Genomic DNA, 19374 nt, shown 5'->3' on the forward strand with positions numbered 1-19374 from the left:
GAACGAACTCCCACTCGGCATCGGACAGTTCATGGCGACGAATCACGACACCATGATCCACCACTGGTGATCATTTGAAGACACTGCCTAGGGCCAAGGGTCGCGCCGGTACGTCAGGTCGCATCGGTTTTTCAGGTCGGACCGCCCCGACGCGGGTGGGGCGGTCCGGTGCGGTCAGCGGCCGCCGGTGAGGTCCAGCTCGCCGCTGCGGCCCTCGGCCGCCGGGTCCGGGGTGGTGCTCGCGGGGCGGGGAAGGCTCCAGTGGCGGGTCAGCGGGTGGCTGATGCCGCTCCACCACTCCTCGGCGGGCAGCGGGCCCGTGGGCTCGAAGGGCTGGCCTGGGCGCGGCAGCGCGACCCGCTGGCCCGCCTCGTCGGCGGCGTCCTTGGTCCAGGCGCCGGGCTCGGCCCACGGGTGCGGGGCGAGGTTGAAGGTGCCCCAGTGGATCGGCATCAGGACGCCGTGCGGGGCGCCGCCCTGGAGGTCCAGGTGGGCCCGCAGCCCCTCCTCGGGGGTCATGTGGATGTCCGGCCACCACTCGGCGTACGCGCCGATCTGGATCATCGTGGCGTCGAACGGTCCGTGGGCCGCGCCGATCTCCTTGAAGCAGGACGAGTAGCCGGTGTCACCGCTGTGGTAGATCCGGTGCTCGGGGCCCTCGACGACCCAGGACGCCCACAGGGTGTGCTGGGTGTTGCGCAGGCCGCGGCCGCAGAAGTGGCGGGCCGGGGTCGCGGTCAGCTTGAGCTCCCCGACCTCGGTGGACTCGTTCCAGTCCAGCTCGCGGATCCGGTCGGCGGGCACGCCCCAGTGCTCCAGGTGCGCGCCGACGCCGAGCGGCACCGCGAAGAGGGTGCCGGTGCCGGCCAGCGCCTTGACGGTGGGCAGGTCGAGGTGGTCGTAGTGGTCGTGCGAGATCACCACGACATCGACCGGGCCGAGCGCGGCCAGCGGCGCGGGCACCGGGTGCAGCCGCTTCGGTCCGGCGAAGGGGAAGGGCGAGCAGCGGTCGCCCCACACCGGGTCGAACAGCACCCGGTGGCCGTCGGTCTCCGCGAGCACGCTGGAGTGCCCCATCCAGGTGATCCGCAGCCCGCTGGTGGCGGGTTTGGCCAGGTCGGCGATGGTGGTGGGGTGGACGGGGATCGTGCCGGTGGGGGCTCGGCGCGCCCGTGCCTCCTTCTCGAAGTAGACCTTCGCGAACTCGACCGTCGAGCCGGACGGCCGGTTCCTGGCCGGTTCGGGGTTCTGGAAGACCCCGTCGGCGAAATTCGGGGAGCGGCGGATGCGCTCCATGCGCTCCCCCGTCGGGTCGGCGCCGAAGGCCGCGGGGCGCAGCGCGCGCACGCGGGCCCGCAGCGTGTGGTCGGAGCCAGTGCCGGTCACAGGACCTCCTGAGGTCGAGGGGTCCTTTCATTATGGGCGGCCGGTACGGCGCGGTGTCGGCGCGCGGCCCCGGCCATGATCCACCGGACAGGCCCCAGGGGTGTGCGCTCGGATAGGGTCGGGGCGTGGCGAGAGAGCGGTTGAGCGTGGCCGAGCGGCGGGAGGCGCTGTTGCGGGCGGCCGTCGCGCAGATCGAGGCCCGGGGCGTGGCCGCGGTGCGGATCGCCGATGTGGCCCAGGAGCTGGGGGTCAGCAACGCGCTGGTCCTCTACCACTTCGCCACCAAGGAACAGCTGGTCGCGGCGGCTTTCACGGACGCGGCGGAGCGGGATCTGGCCCGGCTGCGCACCCTGCTCGGGCGCCGTACGACGGCGGTGCGGCGGCTGCGGGCGGCGGTGCGCTGGTACGCGCCGACCGGGCAGGCCAAGGGCTGGCGGCTGTGGATCGAGAGCTGGGCGGTGGCGCTGCGGGATCCGGCGCTGCGAGAGGTCGCGGGTTCGCTGGACCGGGCGTGGAAGACGGAACTGGCGGCGGTGCTGGCCGAGGGGGTGGCGGCCGGGGAGTTCCCGTGCCCCGATCCGACGGCGTCGGCCTGGCGGCTCACCGCCTTCCTGGACGGTCTGGCCGTCCAGGCCACCTCGTACGCGGGCGCGCTGCCCCGCACCACCCTGCTGGCCTGGGCCGACGAGGCGCTGGCCCGGGAGCTGGGCCTCCCGGACCTGGACGGCCCCAGGCCGGCCGCTTAGCGGTGCGGCTTCCCCTGTCCGGCCGGCGGCCGGGGCCCGCGGGGTGCCCGCCGGGCTCAGACGAGCTCGTACACCGCCGTCACCGTGACGTGCTCCTCGATCTCGCCGGGGGCGAGGGGGACGCCCTCGCCGCCGTCGGCGGGGGCGCTCGGCATGGTGCCGGGGGTGGGGCGGACGGATTCGCCCTCGGTCAGGGAGACCAGGCGGCCGAGCTTGTGGCCGCTGAGCCGGGCGTGCTGGGCGGCCTTGTCGTGGGCGTTGCGGTGGGCGGCCTCGCGGGCCTTGGCGCGCAGCGCGGTGGGGTCGGAGACGTCGAAGACGACGCCGTTGACGCGGCCCGCGTCGCCGGTCGCCTCGGTGACCGCGCCGACCACCTGTCCGGCCTTGTCGATGTCGCGGACCCGTACCGAGAAGCTCTGTCCGGCCTGGTAGCCCGTCACCTTGCTCTCGCCCTCGGGGCTCTGGCTGTATACCGGGGAGAGCGACAGGCTCTCGGTGCGGATGTCGCGGTCGGCGATGCCCTGCGCGCGCAGCGCGTCGAGCAGGGCCTGGGCGGAGGTCTTCTGGGCGGCCATCGCCTCCTGCGCCGTCTTGCGGGTGGCCTCGACGCCGATCGACAGGACGGCGATGTCGGGTGCGGCGGACGCGCTGCCGGAGCCGATGACGGTGACGGTGGCGGGTGCGCTCTCGCGGGCGGCGGTGGCCGGGCGGGGTGCCGCGGGGCCCGCGGCGACGGCGGGCGCGGCGGCGCCGAGCAGCAGTCCGCCGAGCGCGGCGCCGACGGCGAGGGTGCGGAGCCGGGCGCGGCGGGCGGCGGGTGCGGCGGGGTGACGTGGCGTCATGGGCGGTCCCTTCGGCGGTGGCTGCCGGTGCTCCGGCGGGCACATCCCACCAGCCGTCGCCCGCCGCGCCGCCGCGCCACTCCTGTGCGGGCGTCCGCTTCACCTCTCCGTACCAGGGGCCGGGCGGGCTCAGCAGTTCAGGGAGAGCGGTGGCCGCCAGACCTGGCCGTCGCCCGCGACGCCCGGGGTGGGGGTGTAGGCGAGCGGTACGAGGTGGGTGGCGGCCGCTGTCTCGTTGCGGGTGCCGAGCCACAGGTCGATGATCTGCCAGGGCCGTCCGTCGAGCACGCTCACGGTCCTGGGCTGGCCGCCGCAGCTGTTGGCGTCGAAGAGCCGCCGGCCGTGCGCGGGGGCGTTCCAGCCGAGGTTGCCGGGGGTGGTCCAACCGGAGTAGAGCGAGGGCGCGGTGGCGTAGCCGATCGGGGTGCCGGTGCAGTAGCCGCAGGCGGGGTCGCCGTAGGTGAGCACGTACAGCTGTCGTGCCGGGTCCCACCAGCCGCCGGGGCCTTCGACGCGGCTCAGCCCCGCGACCTTGCGGACGCCGGTGCCGGTGCCGCCGGTGCCCGAGCCGTCGAGTTCCTCGATGTTGAGCTGCGCGGTGCCGGGGAGGGTGCAGACCAGCGCGGGCGTGGCGCCGGGGGTGCCGGATTCGATGAAGCCGAAGTCGCCGTTGCCGTGGCAGACGGAGAGCGTGGGCTTGCGGTACGTGCCGCCGGCGCCCGGGCCGGGTCCGCAGGGTCCGACGGCGGACGCGCAGCTCATCGTGTTGTACGCGTGCGCGTGGCCGAGGTTGTAGTGGCGCGGGCTGTTGAACCAGAGGATGAAGGCGTCGTCGTCGCGGCCCCAGCCGGAGCGGCGGATCATGCGCGGGTTGAAGCAGCCCTGGCCGGTGGCTCCGCAGGTGTCCTGCCAGGTGCGGCCGGTCCAGGGGTCGGTGGAGGCGGGGTCGAACAGCGGCCGGGGCGCGGTCCACGGCCCGCGCAGGGCGGGGGCGACGGAGACGCCGAGGCCGCACCACGGCGTGTCCCGGATGTTCCACCGGAAACCGCAGCCGTACATGGTGCCGTACAGGTGGTAGAGGCCGTCGACCTTGAGGAGCTGGCCCTCGTGCAGGTCGAGGCCGCGGATGGTGACGGCGGGCGGGAGCGGGAGGGGCGTGGCGGCCTCGGCGGCGGGTGTGACCGCGGCGCTCGCGGGGGTGCCGGGGGCGACGGCGGTGGCCGTGGCGGCGGGGAGCAGGGCGGTGGCCGTGGCGAGTACGACGCCACCGAGGTGGCGGCCGAGCCGGGGGAACCGGACGGGCCGGAGGAATCGAGCGGGCCGGAGGAATCGAGCGGGCCGGAGGAATCGAGCGGGCACGGCAGATGATATTCCGACGAACCATTGGATTCCGGTGCGTTCCGCTCCGGACACGCCCATCGGGCGGCCCGCCCCGCGAGGGTCACCGGCCGGGCCCGGCACGGGCGTTGTCAGTCCGGGTTGGTACAACTTCTCGCATCAGCCGATCAACGCCGTTCGGCGACCCTCTCTGGTGTCTGGAGCGTCCATGACCATCGGGAATTACCTGCGGGAGTTCCACGAGCTGCCCGTCTTCGAGTTCCCCGCGCCCGGTGTCCCGGCGGAGCTGCCCGAGCCCGCGGCCGCGGCCTGGCGGCTGTCGGCCTCGACGTACAGCGACGACGGCGACGAGCCCTGGCTGACGCTGTTCGAGCGGTTCCTGAAGTCGGTGGACACCAGCGGGGTGCGGGCCGTGGTGGTGGGCGGCTGGGAGGACGCGTACGAGGCGTCGTCGGCGGCCGTGGTGGACGCGCTGATCGCGGCCCGGGAGGAACTGCCTGCCCTGGAGGCGGTGTTCCTCGGCGACATGCTGTCGGAGGACTGCGAGATCTCCTGGATCGTGCAGTCCGACGTCACCAAGCTGCTCGCCGCCTATCCGCGCCTGGTGACCCTGGCCGTGCGCGGCGCGACCGGTCTGGAGTTCCCGCCCGTGCGGCACGAGGCGCTGCGCCGTCTCGTGGTGCAGTCCGGCGGGCTGCCGGGCGCCCTGGTGCGCGACATCGGCGGCTGCGAGCTGCCCGCCCTCGAACACCTGGAGCTGTGGCTGGGCACCGACTGGTACGGCGGCGACAGCACGCCCGAGGACCTGGCGCCGATCCTGTCGGGCGAGCGGCTGCCCGCGCTGCGCACCCTGGCGCTGCGCAACTCGGTGACCCAGGACGCGGTGGCGGCGGCGGTCGCCGGGGCGCCCGTGGTGCCCCGGCTGACCGAGCTCGACCTGTCGCTCGGGGTGCTCACGGACGTGGGCGGCGAGGCGCTGCTCGCCGGGCAGCCGCTGACCCATCTGAAGCGGCTGGACCTGGAGTACCACTACCTGTCGCGGGAGATGAGCGAGCGGATCGTGGACGCGCTCACGCCGTCCGGGGTCGTGGTCGACGTGAGCGACCGGCAGGAGCCGGACGTCCACGAGGGCGGGGTCGACCGCTACACGGCGGTCGGCGAGTGACCTCCGCCGCGAGCCTCCGGTTCGCCGTCGTCGGGATCCCCGCGAGCCGCCGGGTCCGCCTCTTCCAGGAGGCGGTGCGGGCCGCCGGGCTGCCCGAGGCGCGCCTGGTGCCGTGGCTGGACGTGCTCGGCGGCGGGGCGGGGTTCCGGGCGGGCGAGACGGTGCGGGTCGACACCCCCGGGGAGGATCCGGTGGTGGACCGGCTGCTCCGGGGCGCGGCCGACCCGACCCGGGTGGAGGGCTCGCGGCGGTGGTACGAGGCGTTGACCGAGGCCCTGCCCCGGCTGGCCGCGCGGGCGGCCGGGGCGGGGGCGGTGCTCGTGGACGATCCGGCGGAGACGGCGGTGCTGTTCGACAAGCGGCTGACCCACGGCCGGCTGCGGGCGGCCGGGGTGCCGGTGCCGGACTCCCCCACGTCGGGTGCGGACGCGCCCGCGGTACGGGGCTGGGCGGACGTCCGGGCGCTGATGGCCGGGGCCGGGCTGCGGCGGGCGTTCGTGAAGCCCGCGCACGGCTCGTCGGCGTCCGGGGTGCTCGCGGTGGAGACGGCGCCGGGCGGCCGGGTGCAGGCCACCACCTCGGTGGAGCGGGCGCCGGACGGGCGGCTGTTCAACTCGCTGCGGGTGCGCCGCTATCGGACCGAGGCCGAGGTCGCGGCGATCGTGGACGCGCTCGCGCCGGACGGGCTGCACATCGAGCGGTGGCTGCCGAAGGCCGCGCAGGACGGGCGGGCGGCCGATCTGCGGGTGGTCGTCGTCGACGGCCGGGCCACCCACGCGGTGGTCCGCACCAGCCGCTCCCCGCTGACCAATCTCCAGCTGGGCGGCGCCCGGGGCGATCTGGCCGCCGCGCGGGCGGCGACGGCCGCGGCGGGCGGCCGGTTCGCCGACGCCCTCGCGGTCTGCGAGCGGGCCTCCGCCGCGTTCCCCGGCACCCATTGCGTGGGCGTCGATCTGCTGCCCGGCACCGGCTGGCGCCGGTTCGCGGTCGGCGAGGTGAACGCCTTCGGCGATCTGCTGCCGGGCCTGTCCGGGCTGCCCGGCAGCGGCGCGGAGGGCCTGGACACCTACGCGGCGCAGGTCGCCGCGCTGCTCCGGACCCCCGCCGCCACCCCCATACCTTCGACTTGCCCCCACCGCCCCCACCGCCCCCACGGCACAGGAAACAGAAGAACCACAGGAACGAGCACGTCGTGAACCCCCAAGGCCCCTCCCCCGCCACACCACCGGCCGCGCACCGCGCCGACCCCGACATGAACGAGATCGTCGGCAGCCACGACCTGCTCCTGGTCACCCTCGACACGCTGCGCCACGACGTGGCGGTCGAGCTGGCCGCCGCGGGCCGGATACCGAACCTGGCCCGGTGGCTGCCCGGCGGGACCTGGGAGCGGCGGCACGCGCCCGGCAGCTTCACCTATGCCTCGCACCAGGCGATGTTCGCCGGATTCCTGCCCACGCCCGCCACGCAGGGCCCGCATCCCCGGCTCTTCGCGGCCCGGTTCGCGGGCAGCGAGACCACCGCCGACGGCACGTACGTCTTCCACGACACGCCCGACCTGGTGTCGGCGCTCGCGCACGAGGGGTACCGCACGGTGTGCGTCGGCGGGGTCGGCTTCTTCAACGGGCAGCCGCCGCTCGGGACCGTGCTGCCCGGGCTCTTCCAGGAGAGCCACTGGGAGCCGTCGTTCGGGGTCGCCTCGCCGACCTCGTTCGAGTCGCAGGTGGCGCGGGCCGAGGAGGTGGTGGCCGCGCTGCCCCGGGACCGCAGGCTGTTCCTGTTCGTCAACGTGTCCGCGCTGCACCAGCCGAACTGGTTCCACCAGGACGGCGCCACCGCCGAGGCGGGCGACACCCGGGCCAGCCACGCCGCCGCCCTGGAGTACGTGGACCGGCACATCGGGCGGCTGTTCGCCGCGATGAGCAGCCGCAGGCCCTGCTTCACGATCGTCTGCTCGGACCACGGCACGGCGTACGGGGACGACGGCTTCACCGGCCACCGGCTCGGCCACGAGAGCGTGTGGACCGTGCCGTACGCGCAGTTCACGCTGCCCGGCCCGGACGGCCGGGCCACCCTGTCCGGCCCGGACGCGGAGGCCGCCGCGTGAGCACCGTGACGACGACCCCGCACCCGTACCCCCGCCCGTACCAGAGCTATGTCTACGCCTACCCGCACAAGACGTCCTACCGGCCGCTGCCCGAGCGGCCCGCGCTGGCCGGGCTGTGGGCGGACCAGCCGAAGGACGCGCTGTCGCTGTACGCGCACATCCCGTTCTGCGAGGTGCGCTGCGGGTTCTGCAACCTGTTCACCCGGATCGGCGCGCCGGACGGGCTGACCACCCGCTATCTCGACGCGCTCGACCGGCAGGCGGCGGCGGTGCGCGAGGCGCTCGGCGACGCGGCGCCGGTGCGGTTCGCGACGGCGGCCTTCGGCGGCGGCACGCCGACCTTCCTGACCGCCGACGAGCTGACCCGGCTGTGCGACATCGCCGAGCTGCGGATGGGCGCCGATCTGCGGGCGGTGCCGCTGTCCGTGGAGACCTCGCCCGCCACGGCGACCGCCGACCGGCTCGCGGTGCTCGCCGAGCGCGGCGCGACCCGGCTGAGCATCGGCGTGCAGAGCTTCGTCGAGGCGGAGGCCCGGGCCGCGGTGCGCCCGCAGCGCCGGGCGGACGTGGAGGCGGCGCTCGGCCGGATCCGGGACGTCGGCGTGCCGGTCCTGAACATCGACCTGATCTACGGCATCGACGGGCAGACCGAGGAGTCCTGGCGCCGTTCGCTGGACGCGGCGCTCGCCTGGGCGCCCGAGGAGCTGTATCTGTATCCGCTGTACGTGCGGCCGCTCACCGGTCTCGGCCGCAAGGGCGACGGGGCGCACGCCGCCGCCGAGTCCGACGCGGACTGGGACGCGCGGCGGCTGCGGCTGTACCGCGCGGGCCGGGACCGGCTGCTCGCCGGGGGCTACACCCAGGTGTCGATGCGGATGTTCCGGCGCACCGACGCGCCGGCGCTCGGCGCCGACGACTACGCCTGCCAGACCGACGGCATGATCGGCCTGGGCTGCGGCGCCCGCTCGTACACCTCGCGGCTGCACTACTCCTTCGACTACGCCGTCGACATGCGGGAGATCCGCTCGATCGTCGACGCCTACACGGAGACGGCCGACTTCTCCCGGGCCGAGGTGGGGCGCGCGGTCGACGCCGCCGAGGCGCGCCGCCGGCATCTGCTGCAGTCGCTGCTGCAGGCGGAGGGGATGGCGCTGGCCGACTACGCGGAGCGGTTCGGCGGCGGCTCGCCGTTCACGGACTTCGCCGAGGAGCTGGCCCGCTTCGAGGCGCGCGGCTGGCTGGACACCGGCGCCCCGGCGGGGCTGCTGCGGCTGTCCCCGGAGGGCCTGGCGTATTCGGACGGGCTCGGGCCCGAGCTGTTCTCGGCGCCGGTGCGGGCGGCGATGGCCGCGTACGAGACGAAGTAGCGGGGCCCTGGGATGGATCTGACCGTGCTCTACCGGGGGCCGCTGGCCTCCTGCGACTACGACTGCCCGTACTGCCCGTTCGCCAAGCGGCGGGACAGCCCGGAGCGGCTGCGCGCCGACCGGGCGGCCCTCGAACGGTTCGCGGGCTGGGTGGCCGAGCGCTCGGACGACCGGCTGCGGGTGCTGTTCACGCCGTGGGGCGAGGGCCTGGTGCGGTCCTGGTACCGGCGGACGGTCGTCGAGCTTTCGCACCTGCCGCAGGTCGAGCGGGTGGCGATCCAGACCAATCTCAGCTGCCGTACGGAGTGGCTGGACGGGGCCGACCTGACCAAGGCGGCCCTGTGGTGCACCTTCCATCCGGGGCAGACGCCGTACGAGCGGTTCCTCGGCAAGTGCCGGGAGCTGGCCGGGCGCGGGGTGCGGTTCAGCGTCGGCGTGGTCGGTCTGCCGGAGCACCGCGAGCACGCCGTGCGGCTGCGTGCGGAGCTGCCGGAGCACGTGTACCTGTGGGTGAACGCGGCGGAGGGGCACACCTACACCGACGCGGAGGCCGCTGCCTGGACGGAGCTCGACCCGCTGTTCCCGTTCAGCAGGCAGCCGCACGCCTCGGCCGGGCTGCCGTGCCGGACGGGCGAGTCGGTGATCTCCGTCGACGGCGAAGGGACGGTGCGGCGCTGCCATTTCGTCCCGGCCGAGCTGGGCAATCTGTACGACGGCTCGTACCGTGCGGCGCTGCGGCCGCGGCCGTGCCCGCTCGCGGTGTGCGACTGCCACATCGGCTATGTGCACCTGGAGACGCTGCCGTTGTACGACGTGTTCGCGGGCGGTGTCCTCGAACGCGTCCCGGCGCGGGTCCCGGTGCCCGCTCCGGCGGCGGTCCCGGGCCTGTTCCCCCGGCCCGGGACGGCCCGCACCCTGCCCCTGCTCTGAGCCGGTCCGGTCAGAGCGGGAGCAGGTCCGGGCGCTTGGCCTCGACGTGGTCGCCGGAGCTCTCGCCGCGCAGCCGGCGCCCGATCCACGGGACCAGGTATTCGCGGGCCCAGTGGATGTCGTCCTTGCGGACCTCGAGGGTGCCGCGGAACGGCTGCGGCGGCCAGGGCTGCTCGGGGTCGGCCGGTACGCGCATCCCGAGGACCTGGGCGGCGCGCAGCGCGACCCGGGTGTGCCCCTCGGGCGACAGGTGGAGCCGGTCGTCGTCCCAGGCCCGGCGGTCCTGCACGGACCGCAGCGACCACAGGTCGAGCACCGGGCAGCCGTAGCGGTCGGCGATGGCGCGGACGTGCCCGTTGAAGGTGGCGATCTTGCCGCGCAGGTGCTTGAGCAGGATCACGTCACGGGTGTCGAAGCCGGTGGTCACCATGACGGTGCCGACGGCGGAGCTGAGGTCGGCCACCGCGCGCTCGAAGCGCTCGGCGACGTCGTCGGGGTCGGTGCCGGGGCGGATGATGTCGTTGCCCCCGGCGCAGAAGGTCACCAGGTCGGGGGCGAGTTCCTTCGCCCTCGGGACCTGCTCGGCGACGATCTGGTCGAGCAGTCGCCCCCGCACGGCGAGGTTCGCGTACCGGAAGTCGTCGTGCTCGGCCTCCGGCAGTTCGTCGGCGAGCAGGACCGCGAACCGGTCCGCCCAGCCGACGTACGTCCCATCGGGCCCGGGGTCCCCGACGCCCTCGGTGAAGCTGTCACCGATCGCCGCGTACGACCCGATCGCGCTGCTGTCTGTTGATCTCGAATCGTCTGCCACGGGAGCACATCTTTCCTCGCGGGATGTGACCTACGCGACCGTAAGGAGGGGTTGACGGCGGGTGACATATGCCACCGATAAAGACTTCGCCAAGCCGGAATACATCGGGGACACGCCGGACGTGCCGGAGGCCCGGCACAGGGTGCCGGGCCTCCGGGGTGTCCGCGTGGCGGGCTGATCCGGGATCAGATGCCCACGCCGTGCTGGCGCAGCGCGGCCAGCGGGTCGATGTCGGAGCCGTACTCCGGGCCGGTCCGCATCTCGAAGTGCAGGTGCGGTCCGGTGACGTTGCCGGTCGCTCCGGACAGGCCGATCTGCTGGCCGCCGCTGACGGTCTGGCCGGCGGAGACGGACAGCGAGGAGAGGTGGCCGTACTGCGAGAAGGTGCCGTCGGCGTGCTGGATGACGACCTGGTTGCCGTACGAGCCGCCCCAGCCGGCCGAGTAGACGGTGCCGGGTCCGACCGCGCGGACGGTGGTGCCGGAGGAGGCGATGAAGTCGACGCCGGTGTGGTAGCCGGAGGACCACATCGAGCCGGAGGCGCGGTACGGGGTGGAGATGCCGCCGTCGACCGGGGCGACCCAGCCGGAGGAGGAGGCCGTGCCGGCGGCGGACGAGTTCGACGACGCCGACGAGGAGGAAGAGGAAGCGGAGTCCGCGGCGGAGGACGCCGAGGAGCGGTCGGCGCCGCGCGAGGCGCGGCTCGGGGCCTCGTCGCCGTTCTTCGCGGAGCCGCTCTTGGCGGACGCGGTGGAGCGCTCGGCGGAGGCGGCCTTCGGCGCGGCGGCCTTGGCCGGGGCCTTGGCGGTGTTCTTGCCGCCGAGGGTGAGCTTCATGCCGGGCAGGATCAGCGAGGGGTTCTCGCCGACGATCTGGCGGTTGTCCTGGTAGAGCTTGTGCCAGCCGCCGGTGAGCTGGTGCTCGACGGCGATCTTGGACAGGTAGTCGCCGCGGACGACGGTGTACTGCTCGGCGGCCGGGGTCTTGGCCGCGGCCTTCGGGGCGGCGGCGGGCACGGCGGCGGCGACGGCCTGGCGGGGAGCGGCGGCCGGGGCGGCCTGCTCGGCGGCGTGCGCGCCGGTGGCGCCGATGAGCGGGAGGGCGACGACGGCGCCTCCGGTACCGGCGGCGACGAACCCGCGGGTGATCGGGTTGACCTTGGGACGGCGGTGCTTACCCTTCGCGGGCATGGCGAATTCCTCTCCGTCGCCTGCGAGGTGAGCTGTCGGGTTCGGACTGGAGATGTCCGGCCGCGCGGTCGCGCGGCTTCACCCCGAGCCGTTCTTCTCGGTCTCAGCTTCGAGGGATCGGCGTGGTACCTGGGTCCCCCGCTCCTGCCTGGTACGGGTGGGTGCGGATTCCGGTCGGCGGCAGGATTCGGCGGTCCGACCGGATTGAGCGCGACGCTAGACGAGCCGGGACGGCGGGAACAAGCCACGGGTTGCCTGGTTTTCGGTGGCAGCTGAATTCCGGCCGGAATTCCCGTCACCCTCCGTCGATGACGGTCCCTCGATTTCCCTTTGCCGGGGGGAATTTGGAAAAGATGATCAACCACGGTCCGTCACGGTTATGACGCTCCTCACGCCGCCGCGCTCATCTCCCCTGGAAACAGGGCGGCTTATACACAATCACCCAATCCGGACAGATCACCCATTCCAGTCCGATGGGGGTGCGGACGGGGCTCACCAGCCGTGATGATTGCCCCAGGAACCGATCGAGCGACCAGGAGCAACCGTGACACAAGCCACGACCGAGCCCGAACTCACCGGCGTACGCAACTTCCGCGACCTCGGCGGACTGCCGGCCTCCGACGGCCGGGCCGTCCGCCCGGGCCGGCTCTTCCGCAGCGGCCACCTGGCCCACGCCACTGCCGCGGACGCGGCCTTCCTCACCACCCTCGACCTGCACACCGTCTTCGATTTCCGCAACGAGGCGGACGTCCGGGTGGAGGGTCCGGACGTGGATCTTCCGGGTGTGCGGAACGTGAACATACCGCTGAACGACCCGGCGGACGGCAAGGAGTTCTGGCGGCTGGTTCGCGACGGTGACATCCAGCAGCTGCGCGAGATCCTGGGCGACGGCAAGGCCGCGGCCCGGATGACGGAGTCGTACCGGAAGATGGTCGTCCGGCGGACGGCCGAGCACAGCCGCATCCTGCACGCGATGGCCGAGGACAGCGTCCCCGCCCTGATGCACTGCGCGGCCGGGAAGGACCGGGCCGGGCTCGCGATCGCCATCGCGCTGCTCGCGGTCGGCGTGGACCGGTCGGCGATCGAGGCGGACTACGTGAAGTCCAACGCCCCGCACCGGCGCTACAAGGTGCAGCGCAGCTCCACCGCGCCGGACGCCATGTCGCCCGAGGTGATGGAGCTGCTCGCGCCGCTGTTCGACGCGCGGGTGGAGTATCTGCGCGGCGCCTTCGACATGATCGAGGAGACCTGGGGCTCGGTCGGCGCCTATCTCACCGAGGGCCTCCAGCTCGCGCCGAAGACCCTGGAGCGACTGCGCGAGCACCTGCTCACGGAGGCGTGAGCGAGGCCGCGCCCCGGCGGGACTACTGGTTCTGCGCGCCCATGGCGAACAGCAGGTAGAGGAAGGCGGCGAAGAGGTGGCCGGCGACCAGATAGGCGAAGAGCCGGAGCACCAGCCCCTTGGGGAACTTGCCCTCGCCGCGCTCCTCGCCGGTGACCGGTGCGGATTTCTCGGACATGTCAGTCCTTTCCGGGGTGTGTCGAGCCCCTGCCGCCGAGGCACAGCTCGGCGACGGGGCTCTGCAGCAGGGTGTGCACGAACAGCAGCTCGGCGCCGCCGCGGGTGGCGGCGCCGATCCGGTGCGGGGTGAACGAGTCGAAGTGCGCGCCGTCGCCCGGTTCGAGCACGTGCACGGCGTCGCCGAGCGCGAGCCGCACCCGGCCTTCGAGGACGTGGAGCCACTCCTCGCCCGGGTGGACCCGGACGATGTCGGCGCTGGTGGCGTACGGCACGTGCACCCGCAGCGCCTGCATGGCCCGGCCCGCGGCTCCGGCCGGCCGGTAGACCCAGCCGTCGGCCTCGACCGGCTCGGCCCGCGCGCCCCGGATCACCGGGTCGCGCTCCGGCGCCACCTCGCCGAGCAGCTCGGAGACCGTCGTACCGTAGATACGGGCCAGGGCGAGCAGCATCGGCAGCGAAGGCTGCCGGTTGCCGGTCTCCAGGCGGGAGAGGTGGGCCGGGGAGAGCCCGGCCCGCTGGGCGGCGGCCTCCAGGGTGAGCCCGCGCCGCCGACGCAGCGCGCGCAGCTGCGGGGCGACATCGGGCAGCCCGTCGGGCAGTCCTCCGGGCAGGACGTCCGGTGGGACGTCGGGGACTCGGTCCATGGGTACATTCCGCCAGGAACTTTCCTCTGAGGCAATTTTCTTGCCTCAGAGGCAAAAGTCCGGCGCCCCCGTACCGATCGGGGGGCGCCCGGCTCAGCGCTGCGCGACCGCCTGCTTCACCAGGGTCTTCCCGAAGTCCCACATCAGCCCGCCGCCCCCGTGGGCGTCGTCCATCACCGCCGTGAAGGCGGCCAGGAAGCGGTCGACGTCCCGCTCGTCGATCACCAGCGGCGGGATCAGCTTGATCACTTCCAGGTGGTCGCCGGACACCTGGGTGAGGATCCGGTGCCGCTGGAGCAGCGGCACCACGACCATCTGCGCGAACAGTCCCTTGCGGGCCGCCTGCAGCATGGTCCAGCGGCTGCGCAGGCCCAGCGAGCTGGGCCGGCCGAACTCGATGCCGATCATCAGGCCGCGGCCCCTGATCTCCTTCAGGAGCTCGTAGCGCGGGACCAGCTCGCGCAGCCGCCCGATGAGCAGCTCGCCCATCCGGCGGGCGTGCGCGACCGTGCCCTCGGACTCCATCACCGAGAGCACCGCGAGGCCCGCGGCCATCGCCTGCGCGTTGGCGCCGAAGCTGGCCGAGTGGACGAGCACCCGGTCCATCGAGGAGTAGACCTTCTTGAAGATCCAGTCCTTGCCGAGGGTGGCGCCCACCGGCACATAGCCGCCGGAGAGCGCCTTGGCGACGCAGAGCAGGTCCGGCTCGACCCCTTCCTCGTGCTGGTACGCGTAGAAGTCGCCGGTCCTGCCGAGCCCGGTCTGCACCTCGTCGGCGATCAGCAGCGCGCCGTGCCGGTGCAGCAGCTCCTGGGCGGCGCGCAGGAAGCCCGGCGGGGCCTCCGTCACGCCCTTGCCCTGGATCGGCTCCACCACGAAGGCTGCCACGTCGCCCTTGCGCAGCTCGCGCTCCAGCGCGTCGAGGTCGCCGAGCTCGATCGCGGTGTCCGGCAGGAGCGGCGCGAAGCCGTCCCGGAAGCCGTTCTCGCCGTTGACCGAGAGCGAGCCGGTGGTGAGCCCGTGGAAGGCGTGCGCGCAGTAGAGGATCCGCGGCCGCCCGGTGGCGTACCGGGCGAACTTGAGCGCGGTCTCCACCGCCTCGGTGCCGCTGTTGCCGAAGAACACCCGGTCGAGGTGCGGGCTGTGGGTGAGCAGCCGCTCGGCGAGCAGGCCGGGCAGCGGCGGGCAGTCGAAGCGGGTGAGGTCGGCGAGCTGGGCGTCCAGGACGTCGTGCAGGGCCTGGCGGACGACGGGGTGGTGCCGTCCGAGGCCCATGACGCCGAATCCGGCGAGCATGTCGAGGTGGTCGTTGCCCTCGGCGTCCCAGAAGTGCGCGCCCTCGGCCCGTACATACACCTTGTCGAAGCCGATGGTGTGCAGCATCCGCGGCAGCTGGTGGTTCAGATGCCGGGCGTGCAGCTCGTAGCGCTCGGCGCCGCGTGCGGCGAGCAGCGCCCGCAGATCGAAGCCGCCGGGGGCTCCGGCCCCGGCCGTCCCGTCGGTCCCACCCGTCATGGTCCGGTCACCCGTTTCCGGAGACGGTCTCGCGCACCGCGCGCAGCGACTCCTTGAGGGAGCCCATGGTGGCGAGGACGGCGGTGGGCTCGTAGCCGCAGTGCGCCATGCAGTTGGCGCAGCGCGGGTCCTTGCCGCGGCCGTACTTGTCCCAGTCCGTCTCCTCGATGAGTTCGCGGTACGTGGGTACGTAGCCGTCGCTCATCAGATAGCAGGGGCGCTGCCACCCGAAGAGTGAGTAGTTGGGGATCGCCCACGCGGTGCAGGGGAAGTCGGCCTTTCCTTCCAGGAAGTCCAGGAAGAGCGGCGAGTGGTTGAGCCGCCAGCGTCGCCGGTTTCCACCCGCGAACGCCTTCTTGAAGAGTTCCCTGGTCTGCTCGACGCCCAGGAAGTGTTCCTGGTCAGGGGCTTTCTCGTACGCGTAGGCGGGCGAGATCATCATTTCGTCGACCTGGAGATCGTCATTGAGGTAGTTGAGCACCTCGATGATCGTCTGCGGGGTGTCGGTGTTGAAGAAGGTGGAATTGGTGGTGACCCGGAAGCCGCGCCGCTTGGCCTCCTTGATCGCCGCCACCGCCTCGTCGAACACGCCCTCCTTGGCCACCGATTCGTCGTGGCGTTCGCGCAGTCCGTCGATGTGCACGGCGAACGCGAAATACGGGGAGGGGGTGAACTTGTCGAGCTTCTTGCGGAGCAGCATCGCGTTGGTGCACAGGAAGATGTACTTCCGCTTGGCCACGAGCTGACGCACGATCTCGTCGATCTGAGGGTGCATCAGCGGCTCGCCGCCGGCGATGGACACCATGGGAGCGCCGGACTCCAGGACGGCGCCGACGGCCTGGGCGACCGGCATCCGCTGCTTGAGGACACCGGCCGGGTGCTGGATCTTGCCACAGCCCTCGCACGCGAGGTTGCAGGCGAACAGCGGTTCGAGCTCGACGATCAGCGGGAACTTGGCCCGCTTGCGGAGCTTCTGTTCGAAGAGATAGGTCCCGACCCGGATGGACTGACGGAGCGGCATGGCCATAACTCGCTCACCTCCTGGGGAGCAGCAAAGAACGGTGCCATTCGAAGAATGCGGGAAGGACCGCACGGAGAACACGGAAGGCCGATATTCCCCCGCGCACCGTGCCGATCCGGACCAGTTCATGTTCTGGAGCGTCCACGACCACCCGTACGGCCGCAACCGGGCGGGCTCCGGCGGCCAGGGCGGTCCGCAGCGTGGCGGCGGACTCCATGTCGACGGCGATCGCGCCCCCGGCCCGCAGCGCGGCCCGCTCGGGGCCGCGCACGATGTGGTCGGAGCCGGTCAGCGGGCCGGTGTGGACGGTCCGGCCGGGCAGCGCCCGGGTGAGCGCGTCGACCAGCGGGCCGGTGCCGACGCAGGCGGTGACCCCTTCGGCGTCCCGGGTCTCCTCGGCGACGATCAGGTCGCCCGGGTGCATCCCGGGGGCGAGCCCGGCGCAGAAGCCCGAGGCGATCACGGCGGCGTCCCGCCAGGGCCCGGCCGCCAGGGTCCTGGCGACGGTCCGGCGGGCCTGCGCGGGACCCATGCCGGTGCGGACCACGGTGACGGGTCCGGCCGCCCCTGACCGGCCGCCGCCGCTGCGCAGCGCCAGTTTCTCGATGCCGAGCGCGCAGGCGACGACCAGCGGCGGCCCGCCGGGACCGGCGGCCGGTACGGGTCCGGTCCCCGCGCCGGGTTCCGGCGGCGGCCCGCCGCCCGGTGCCCGGTCCATCAGGCGGCCTTCCGGCCGGGCAGCACGGGATCGCCGTGCAGATAGCGGCCGAGCGCGGTGAGCGGGAAGACCTGCCGGTAGAGGTGGTAGTTGATGGAGAAGTCCCACGGGAAGCCGGTGCCGGTGAAGTGCGGCTCGTCCCAGGAGCCGTCCTCGTTCTGGGTGGCCGCCAGATGGGCGATCCCGCGCCGGGCCGCCGCGGAGTCCCGCTCGCCCGCCGCGAGCAGCGCGAGCAGCGCCCAGGCGGTCTGCGAGGCGGTGGAGGCGCCGCGGCCGATCCACTCGGGCTCGTCGTACGAGCGGAGGTCCTCGCCCCAGCCGCCGTCCTCGTTCTGCACCGACTCCAGCCAGCGCACCGCCCGCCGGATCGCCGTGTGCCCGGGCGCGAGCCCGGCGGCGACCAGGGCGGGCACCACGGACCCGGTGCCGTAGACGTAGTTGACGCCCCAGCGGCCGAACCAGCCGCCGTCCGGGTGCTGTTCGGCGAGCAGCCAGTCGATGCCGCGCCGGGCGCGCGGATGGTCCGCCCGGCCCTCGTACGCGAGCATCTCGACGACGTGCGCGGTGACGTCGGCCGACGGCGGGTCGATGACCTCGCCGAAGTCGCAGAACGGCAGCCGGTTGGGGAACGGGCTGGTGTTGTCGGCGTCGAAGGCGCCCCAGGCACCGTTGCGGGACTGCATCCCGACGGTCCAGCGCACACCCCGGGCGACGGCCGCGTCGAGCCGCGCCGGGTCGGGGTGGCGGACCCGGCGCAGCGCGAGGACGACCTCGGCGGTGTCGTCGATGTCCGGATAGTTGTCGTTGTGGAACTCGAACGCCCAGCCGCCGGGCGGGAGTCCGGGCCGCCGCACGGCCCAGTCGCCGGTCCGGGTGATCTCCTCGTCGAGCATCCAGTCGGCGGCCTTGACCAACGCCGGGTGGTCCGGGGGCAGTCCGGCGTCGGCGAGCGCGATGGTGGCGAGGCAGGTGTCCCAGACCGGGGACTGGCACGCCTCGATCATCCGGACCGGCCCGCCGTCGCCCCCGGCGTCCCCGAGGCCGCCGGGGGCCGCGTCGCGCCAGACCGCGAACCGGTCGAGGGAGGCGATCCCGGCCTTCATCACCGGGTGTTCGAGGTCGTAGCCGAGCAGATGGAGGGCGATCACCGAGTACACGGCGGGCGGCTGGATCCCGCCCCAGCAGCCGTCGTTCTCCTGCCGCTCGACGATCCAGCGGGCGGCCACGTTCATCGCGACCTTCCGCAGCCGGCGCGGGGCGACCTTGCGGTAGAGGTGCAGTCCCTTGTCGACGCGCTGGAAGAAGCCGTCCCAACTGGCCACCGGAGCCAGCGGCTTGACCGGACGGGGCCGGGCCGGGTCGGTGTGCAGCTCGTCCAGCGGGAACGGCGCGGGCCGCACCGGCCGGTGCGCCGAGACGACGGTGAGCGGCACGATGGTCTGCCGGGCCCAGCAGCCGAAGTCGTAGATGTTCAGCGGCACCCAGGACGGCAGGAAGATCAGCTCGGGCGGCAGTTCGGGCAGGTCGTCCCAGTCCCACCAGCCGAACAGGGCGAGCCAGATCCGGGTGAACACGCGGGCGGCGGCGATGCCGCCCTGTTCCCGGACCCAGGCCGAGGCACGGGCCATGTGCGGGGCGTCGGGGTCGTCCCCGGCGAGCCGCAGCGCGACGTACGCCTCGATGGTGGCGTTGAGGTCGGCGGGGCCGCCGTAGAAGGTGGCCCAAGTGCCGTCCTCGTGCTGCTCGCCGCGGACGAAGCGGGCGGCGGCGCGGGTGGTGTCGGGGTCGAGGATGCCGAGGAAGCGGCGCAGCAGCAGGTCCTCGGCGTCCATGGTGACGTTGGTCGCCAGGTCGCCCTTCCACCAGCCCTCGGGGTCCTGGCGGCCGAGCAGGTGGGTGACGGCGCGCTCGGCGGCGCGGGCGGCGGCCGCGTCGAGCGCGGGGTCGGGCGGTGGTGGTGCTCCGGTGGTCCCGGGGTGGTGCGCGGTGGTGTCGCTGGCCGCGGCTGCTCGGGGTCCCACGGCCCCGGCGCTTCCGTCGGTCGTCGCTGTCATGGCTTCCCCTTCGTGCAGGCG

The 19374-nt window shown here is 73.5% G+C and carries 18 protein-coding genes and 1 riboswitch; of the genes, 7 read left to right on the top strand and 11 right to left on the bottom strand.

Annotated features, from left to right (window positions below; all coding sequences use genetic code 11):
• Positions 1–174: 174 nt before the first annotated feature.
• Entirely contained in the window at positions 175–1386 is a 1212-nt protein-coding gene (locus ACIPXM_RS27175; protein WP_401660414.1) for an MBL fold metallo-hydrolase, read from the bottom strand.
• A 125-nt stretch (positions 1387–1511) separates the two neighbouring features.
• Between ACIPXM_RS27175 and ACIPXM_RS27180 the strand changes: the two genes are divergently transcribed.
• Positions 1512–2132, top strand: coding sequence for a TetR/AcrR family transcriptional regulator (locus ACIPXM_RS27180; RefSeq protein WP_401660416.1), 621 nt, complete (start codon positions 1512–1514; stop codon positions 2130–2132).
• A 56-nt stretch (positions 2133–2188) separates the two neighbouring features.
• Here ACIPXM_RS27180 and ACIPXM_RS27185 read toward each other — a convergent pair whose 3' ends face one another.
• Positions 2189–2974, bottom strand: coding sequence for an SIMPL domain-containing protein (locus ACIPXM_RS27185; RefSeq protein ID WP_401660419.1), 786 nt, complete (start codon positions 2972–2974; stop codon positions 2189–2191).
• 129 nt (positions 2975–3103) lie between these two features.
• A complete protein-coding gene (locus tag ACIPXM_RS27190) occupies positions 3104–4333 on the bottom strand; it encodes a hypothetical protein (protein WP_401660422.1) in 1230 nt (409 codons plus the stop codon).
• Between the two features lie 187 nt (positions 4334–4520).
• Here ACIPXM_RS27190 and ACIPXM_RS27195 point away from each other — a divergent pair, with 187 nt between their 5' ends.
• From ACIPXM_RS27195 to ACIPXM_RS27215, 5 genes are read left to right on the top strand one after another with little or no spacing between them, the layout of a single operon-like run.
• The gene (locus ACIPXM_RS27195; RefSeq protein ID WP_401660425.1) at positions 4521–5477 is read left to right on the top strand and encodes an STM4015 family protein; all 957 of its coding nucleotides are present in this window, start codon (positions 4521–4523) and stop codon (positions 5475–5477) included.
• A complete protein-coding gene (locus ACIPXM_RS27200) occupies positions 5474–6673 on the top strand; it encodes an STM4014 family protein (RefSeq protein ID WP_401660428.1) in 1200 nt (399 codons plus the stop codon). The genes ACIPXM_RS27195 and ACIPXM_RS27200 overlap by 4 nt, the downstream gene beginning before the upstream one ends.
• A gap of 56 nt (positions 6674–6729) precedes the next feature.
• Positions 6730–7581 carry an STM4013/SEN3800 family hydrolase gene (locus ACIPXM_RS27205; RefSeq protein WP_401660931.1) on the top strand — a complete coding sequence of 284 codons (852 nt, stop codon included), beginning with the start codon at positions 6730–6732 and terminating at the stop codon, positions 7579–7581.
• Positions 7578–8948 carry an STM4012 family radical SAM protein gene (locus ACIPXM_RS27210; RefSeq protein ID WP_401660431.1) on the top strand — a complete coding sequence of 457 codons (1371 nt, stop codon included), beginning with the start codon at positions 7578–7580 and terminating at the stop codon, positions 8946–8948. Before ACIPXM_RS27205 ends, ACIPXM_RS27210 begins: the two co-directional genes overlap by 4 nt.
• Positions 8949–8960: 12 nt before the next feature.
• The gene (locus tag ACIPXM_RS27215) at positions 8961–9878 is read left to right on the top strand and encodes an STM4011 family radical SAM protein (RefSeq protein ID WP_401660434.1); all 918 of its coding nucleotides are present in this window, start codon (positions 8961–8963) and stop codon (positions 9876–9878) included.
• Positions 9879–9888: 10 nt separating this feature from the next.
• Here ACIPXM_RS27215 and ACIPXM_RS27220 read toward each other — a convergent pair whose 3' ends face one another.
• Positions 9889–10689, bottom strand: coding sequence for an SGNH/GDSL hydrolase family protein (locus ACIPXM_RS27220; RefSeq protein ID WP_401660437.1), 801 nt, complete (start codon positions 10687–10689; stop codon positions 9889–9891).
• 185 nt (positions 10690–10874) lie between these two features.
• Positions 10875–11879, bottom strand: coding sequence for a peptidoglycan DD-metalloendopeptidase family protein (locus tag ACIPXM_RS27225; protein WP_401660440.1), 1005 nt, complete (start codon positions 11877–11879; stop codon positions 10875–10877).
• A gap of 4 nt (positions 11880–11883) precedes the next feature.
• Positions 11884–12049: riboswitch (cyclic di-AMP (ydaO/yuaA leader) on the bottom strand.
• A 374-nt stretch (positions 12050–12423) separates the two neighbouring features.
• Here ACIPXM_RS27225 and ACIPXM_RS27230 point away from each other — a divergent pair.
• Positions 12424–13221, top strand: coding sequence for a tyrosine-protein phosphatase (locus tag ACIPXM_RS27230; RefSeq protein WP_401660443.1), 798 nt, complete (start codon positions 12424–12426; stop codon positions 13219–13221).
• 22 nt (positions 13222–13243) lie between these two features.
• On the opposite strand, the gene ACIPXM_RS27235 is transcribed toward ACIPXM_RS27230, so the two are convergent.
• The 6 genes from ACIPXM_RS27235 to shc all read right to left on the bottom strand — a co-directional run bounded on the left by ACIPXM_RS27235 (position 13244) and on the right by shc (position 19353).
• Positions 13244–13399, bottom strand: a complete 156-nt coding sequence (locus ACIPXM_RS27235; RefSeq protein ID WP_401660446.1) for a DUF6126 family protein — start codon at positions 13397–13399, stop codon at positions 13244–13246.
• A 1-nt stretch (position 13400) separates the two neighbouring features.
• The gene (locus ACIPXM_RS27240) at positions 13401–14045 is read right to left on the bottom strand and encodes a helix-turn-helix domain-containing protein (protein ID WP_401660449.1); all 645 of its coding nucleotides are present in this window, start codon (positions 14043–14045) and stop codon (positions 13401–13403) included.
• 93 nt (positions 14046–14138) lie between these two features.
• A complete protein-coding gene (locus ACIPXM_RS27245) occupies positions 14139–15560 on the bottom strand; it encodes an aspartate aminotransferase family protein (protein WP_401660452.1) in 1422 nt (473 codons plus the stop codon).
• Positions 15561–15567: 7 nt separating this feature from the next.
• Positions 15568–16587, bottom strand: coding sequence for an adenosyl-hopene transferase HpnH (hpnH, locus tag ACIPXM_RS27250; protein ID WP_401660455.1), 1020 nt, complete (start codon positions 16585–16587; stop codon positions 15568–15570).
• 7 nt (positions 16588–16594) lie between these two features.
• On the bottom strand, positions 16595–17299 hold the full coding sequence (locus ACIPXM_RS27255) for a 1-hydroxy-2-methyl-2-butenyl 4-diphosphate reductase (protein WP_401660458.1): 705 nt from the start codon (positions 17297–17299) through the stop codon (positions 16595–16597).
• The gene (shc, locus tag ACIPXM_RS27260) at positions 17299–19353 is read right to left on the bottom strand and encodes a squalene--hopene cyclase (protein WP_401660461.1); all 2055 of its coding nucleotides are present in this window, start codon (positions 19351–19353) and stop codon (positions 17299–17301) included. The genes ACIPXM_RS27255 and shc overlap by 1 nt, the downstream gene beginning before the upstream one ends.
• Positions 19354–19374 lie beyond the last annotated feature (21 nt).

The organism is Streptomyces sp. NPDC090025 (genome assembly GCF_044748125.1).
Taxonomy (GTDB): Bacteria; Actinomycetota; Actinomycetes; order Streptomycetales; family Streptomycetaceae; genus Streptomyces.

Excerpts from the sequence above, each read along its gene's own strand:
- ACIPXM_RS27225 (WP_401660440.1), bottom strand. The coding sequence starts at position 11,879 with ATGCCCGCGAAGGGTAAGCACCGCCGTCCCAAGGTCAACCCGATCACC.
- ACIPXM_RS27185 (WP_401660419.1), bottom strand. The coding sequence starts at position 2,974 with ATGACGCCACGTCACCCCGCCGCACCCGCCGCCCGCCGCGCCCGGCTC.
- shc (WP_401660461.1), bottom strand. The coding sequence starts at position 19,353 with ATGACAGCGACGACCGACGGAAGCGCCGGGGCCGTGGGACCCCGAGCA.
- ACIPXM_RS27245 (WP_401660452.1), bottom strand. The coding sequence starts at position 15,560 with ATGACGGGTGGGACCGACGGGACGGCCGGGGCCGGAGCCCCCGGCGGC.
- ACIPXM_RS27240 (WP_401660449.1), bottom strand. The coding sequence starts at position 14,045 with ATGGACCGAGTCCCCGACGTCCCACCGGACGTCCTGCCCGGAGGACTG.
- ACIPXM_RS27195 (WP_401660425.1), top strand. The coding sequence starts at position 4,521 with ATGACCATCGGGAATTACCTGCGGGAGTTCCACGAGCTGCCCGTCTTC.
- hpnH (WP_401660455.1), bottom strand. The coding sequence starts at position 16,587 with ATGGCCATGCCGCTCCGTCAGTCCATCCGGGTCGGGACCTATCTCTTC.
- ACIPXM_RS27255 (WP_401660458.1), bottom strand. The coding sequence starts at position 17,299 with ATGGACCGGGCACCGGGCGGCGGGCCGCCGCCGGAACCCGGCGCGGGG.
- ACIPXM_RS27215 (WP_401660434.1), top strand. The coding sequence starts at position 8,961 with ATGGATCTGACCGTGCTCTACCGGGGGCCGCTGGCCTCCTGCGACTAC.
- ACIPXM_RS27205 (WP_401660931.1), top strand. The coding sequence starts at position 6,730 with ATGAACGAGATCGTCGGCAGCCACGACCTGCTCCTGGTCACCCTCGAC.
- ACIPXM_RS27235 (WP_401660446.1), bottom strand. The coding sequence starts at position 13,399 with ATGTCCGAGAAATCCGCACCGGTCACCGGCGAGGAGCGCGGCGAGGGC.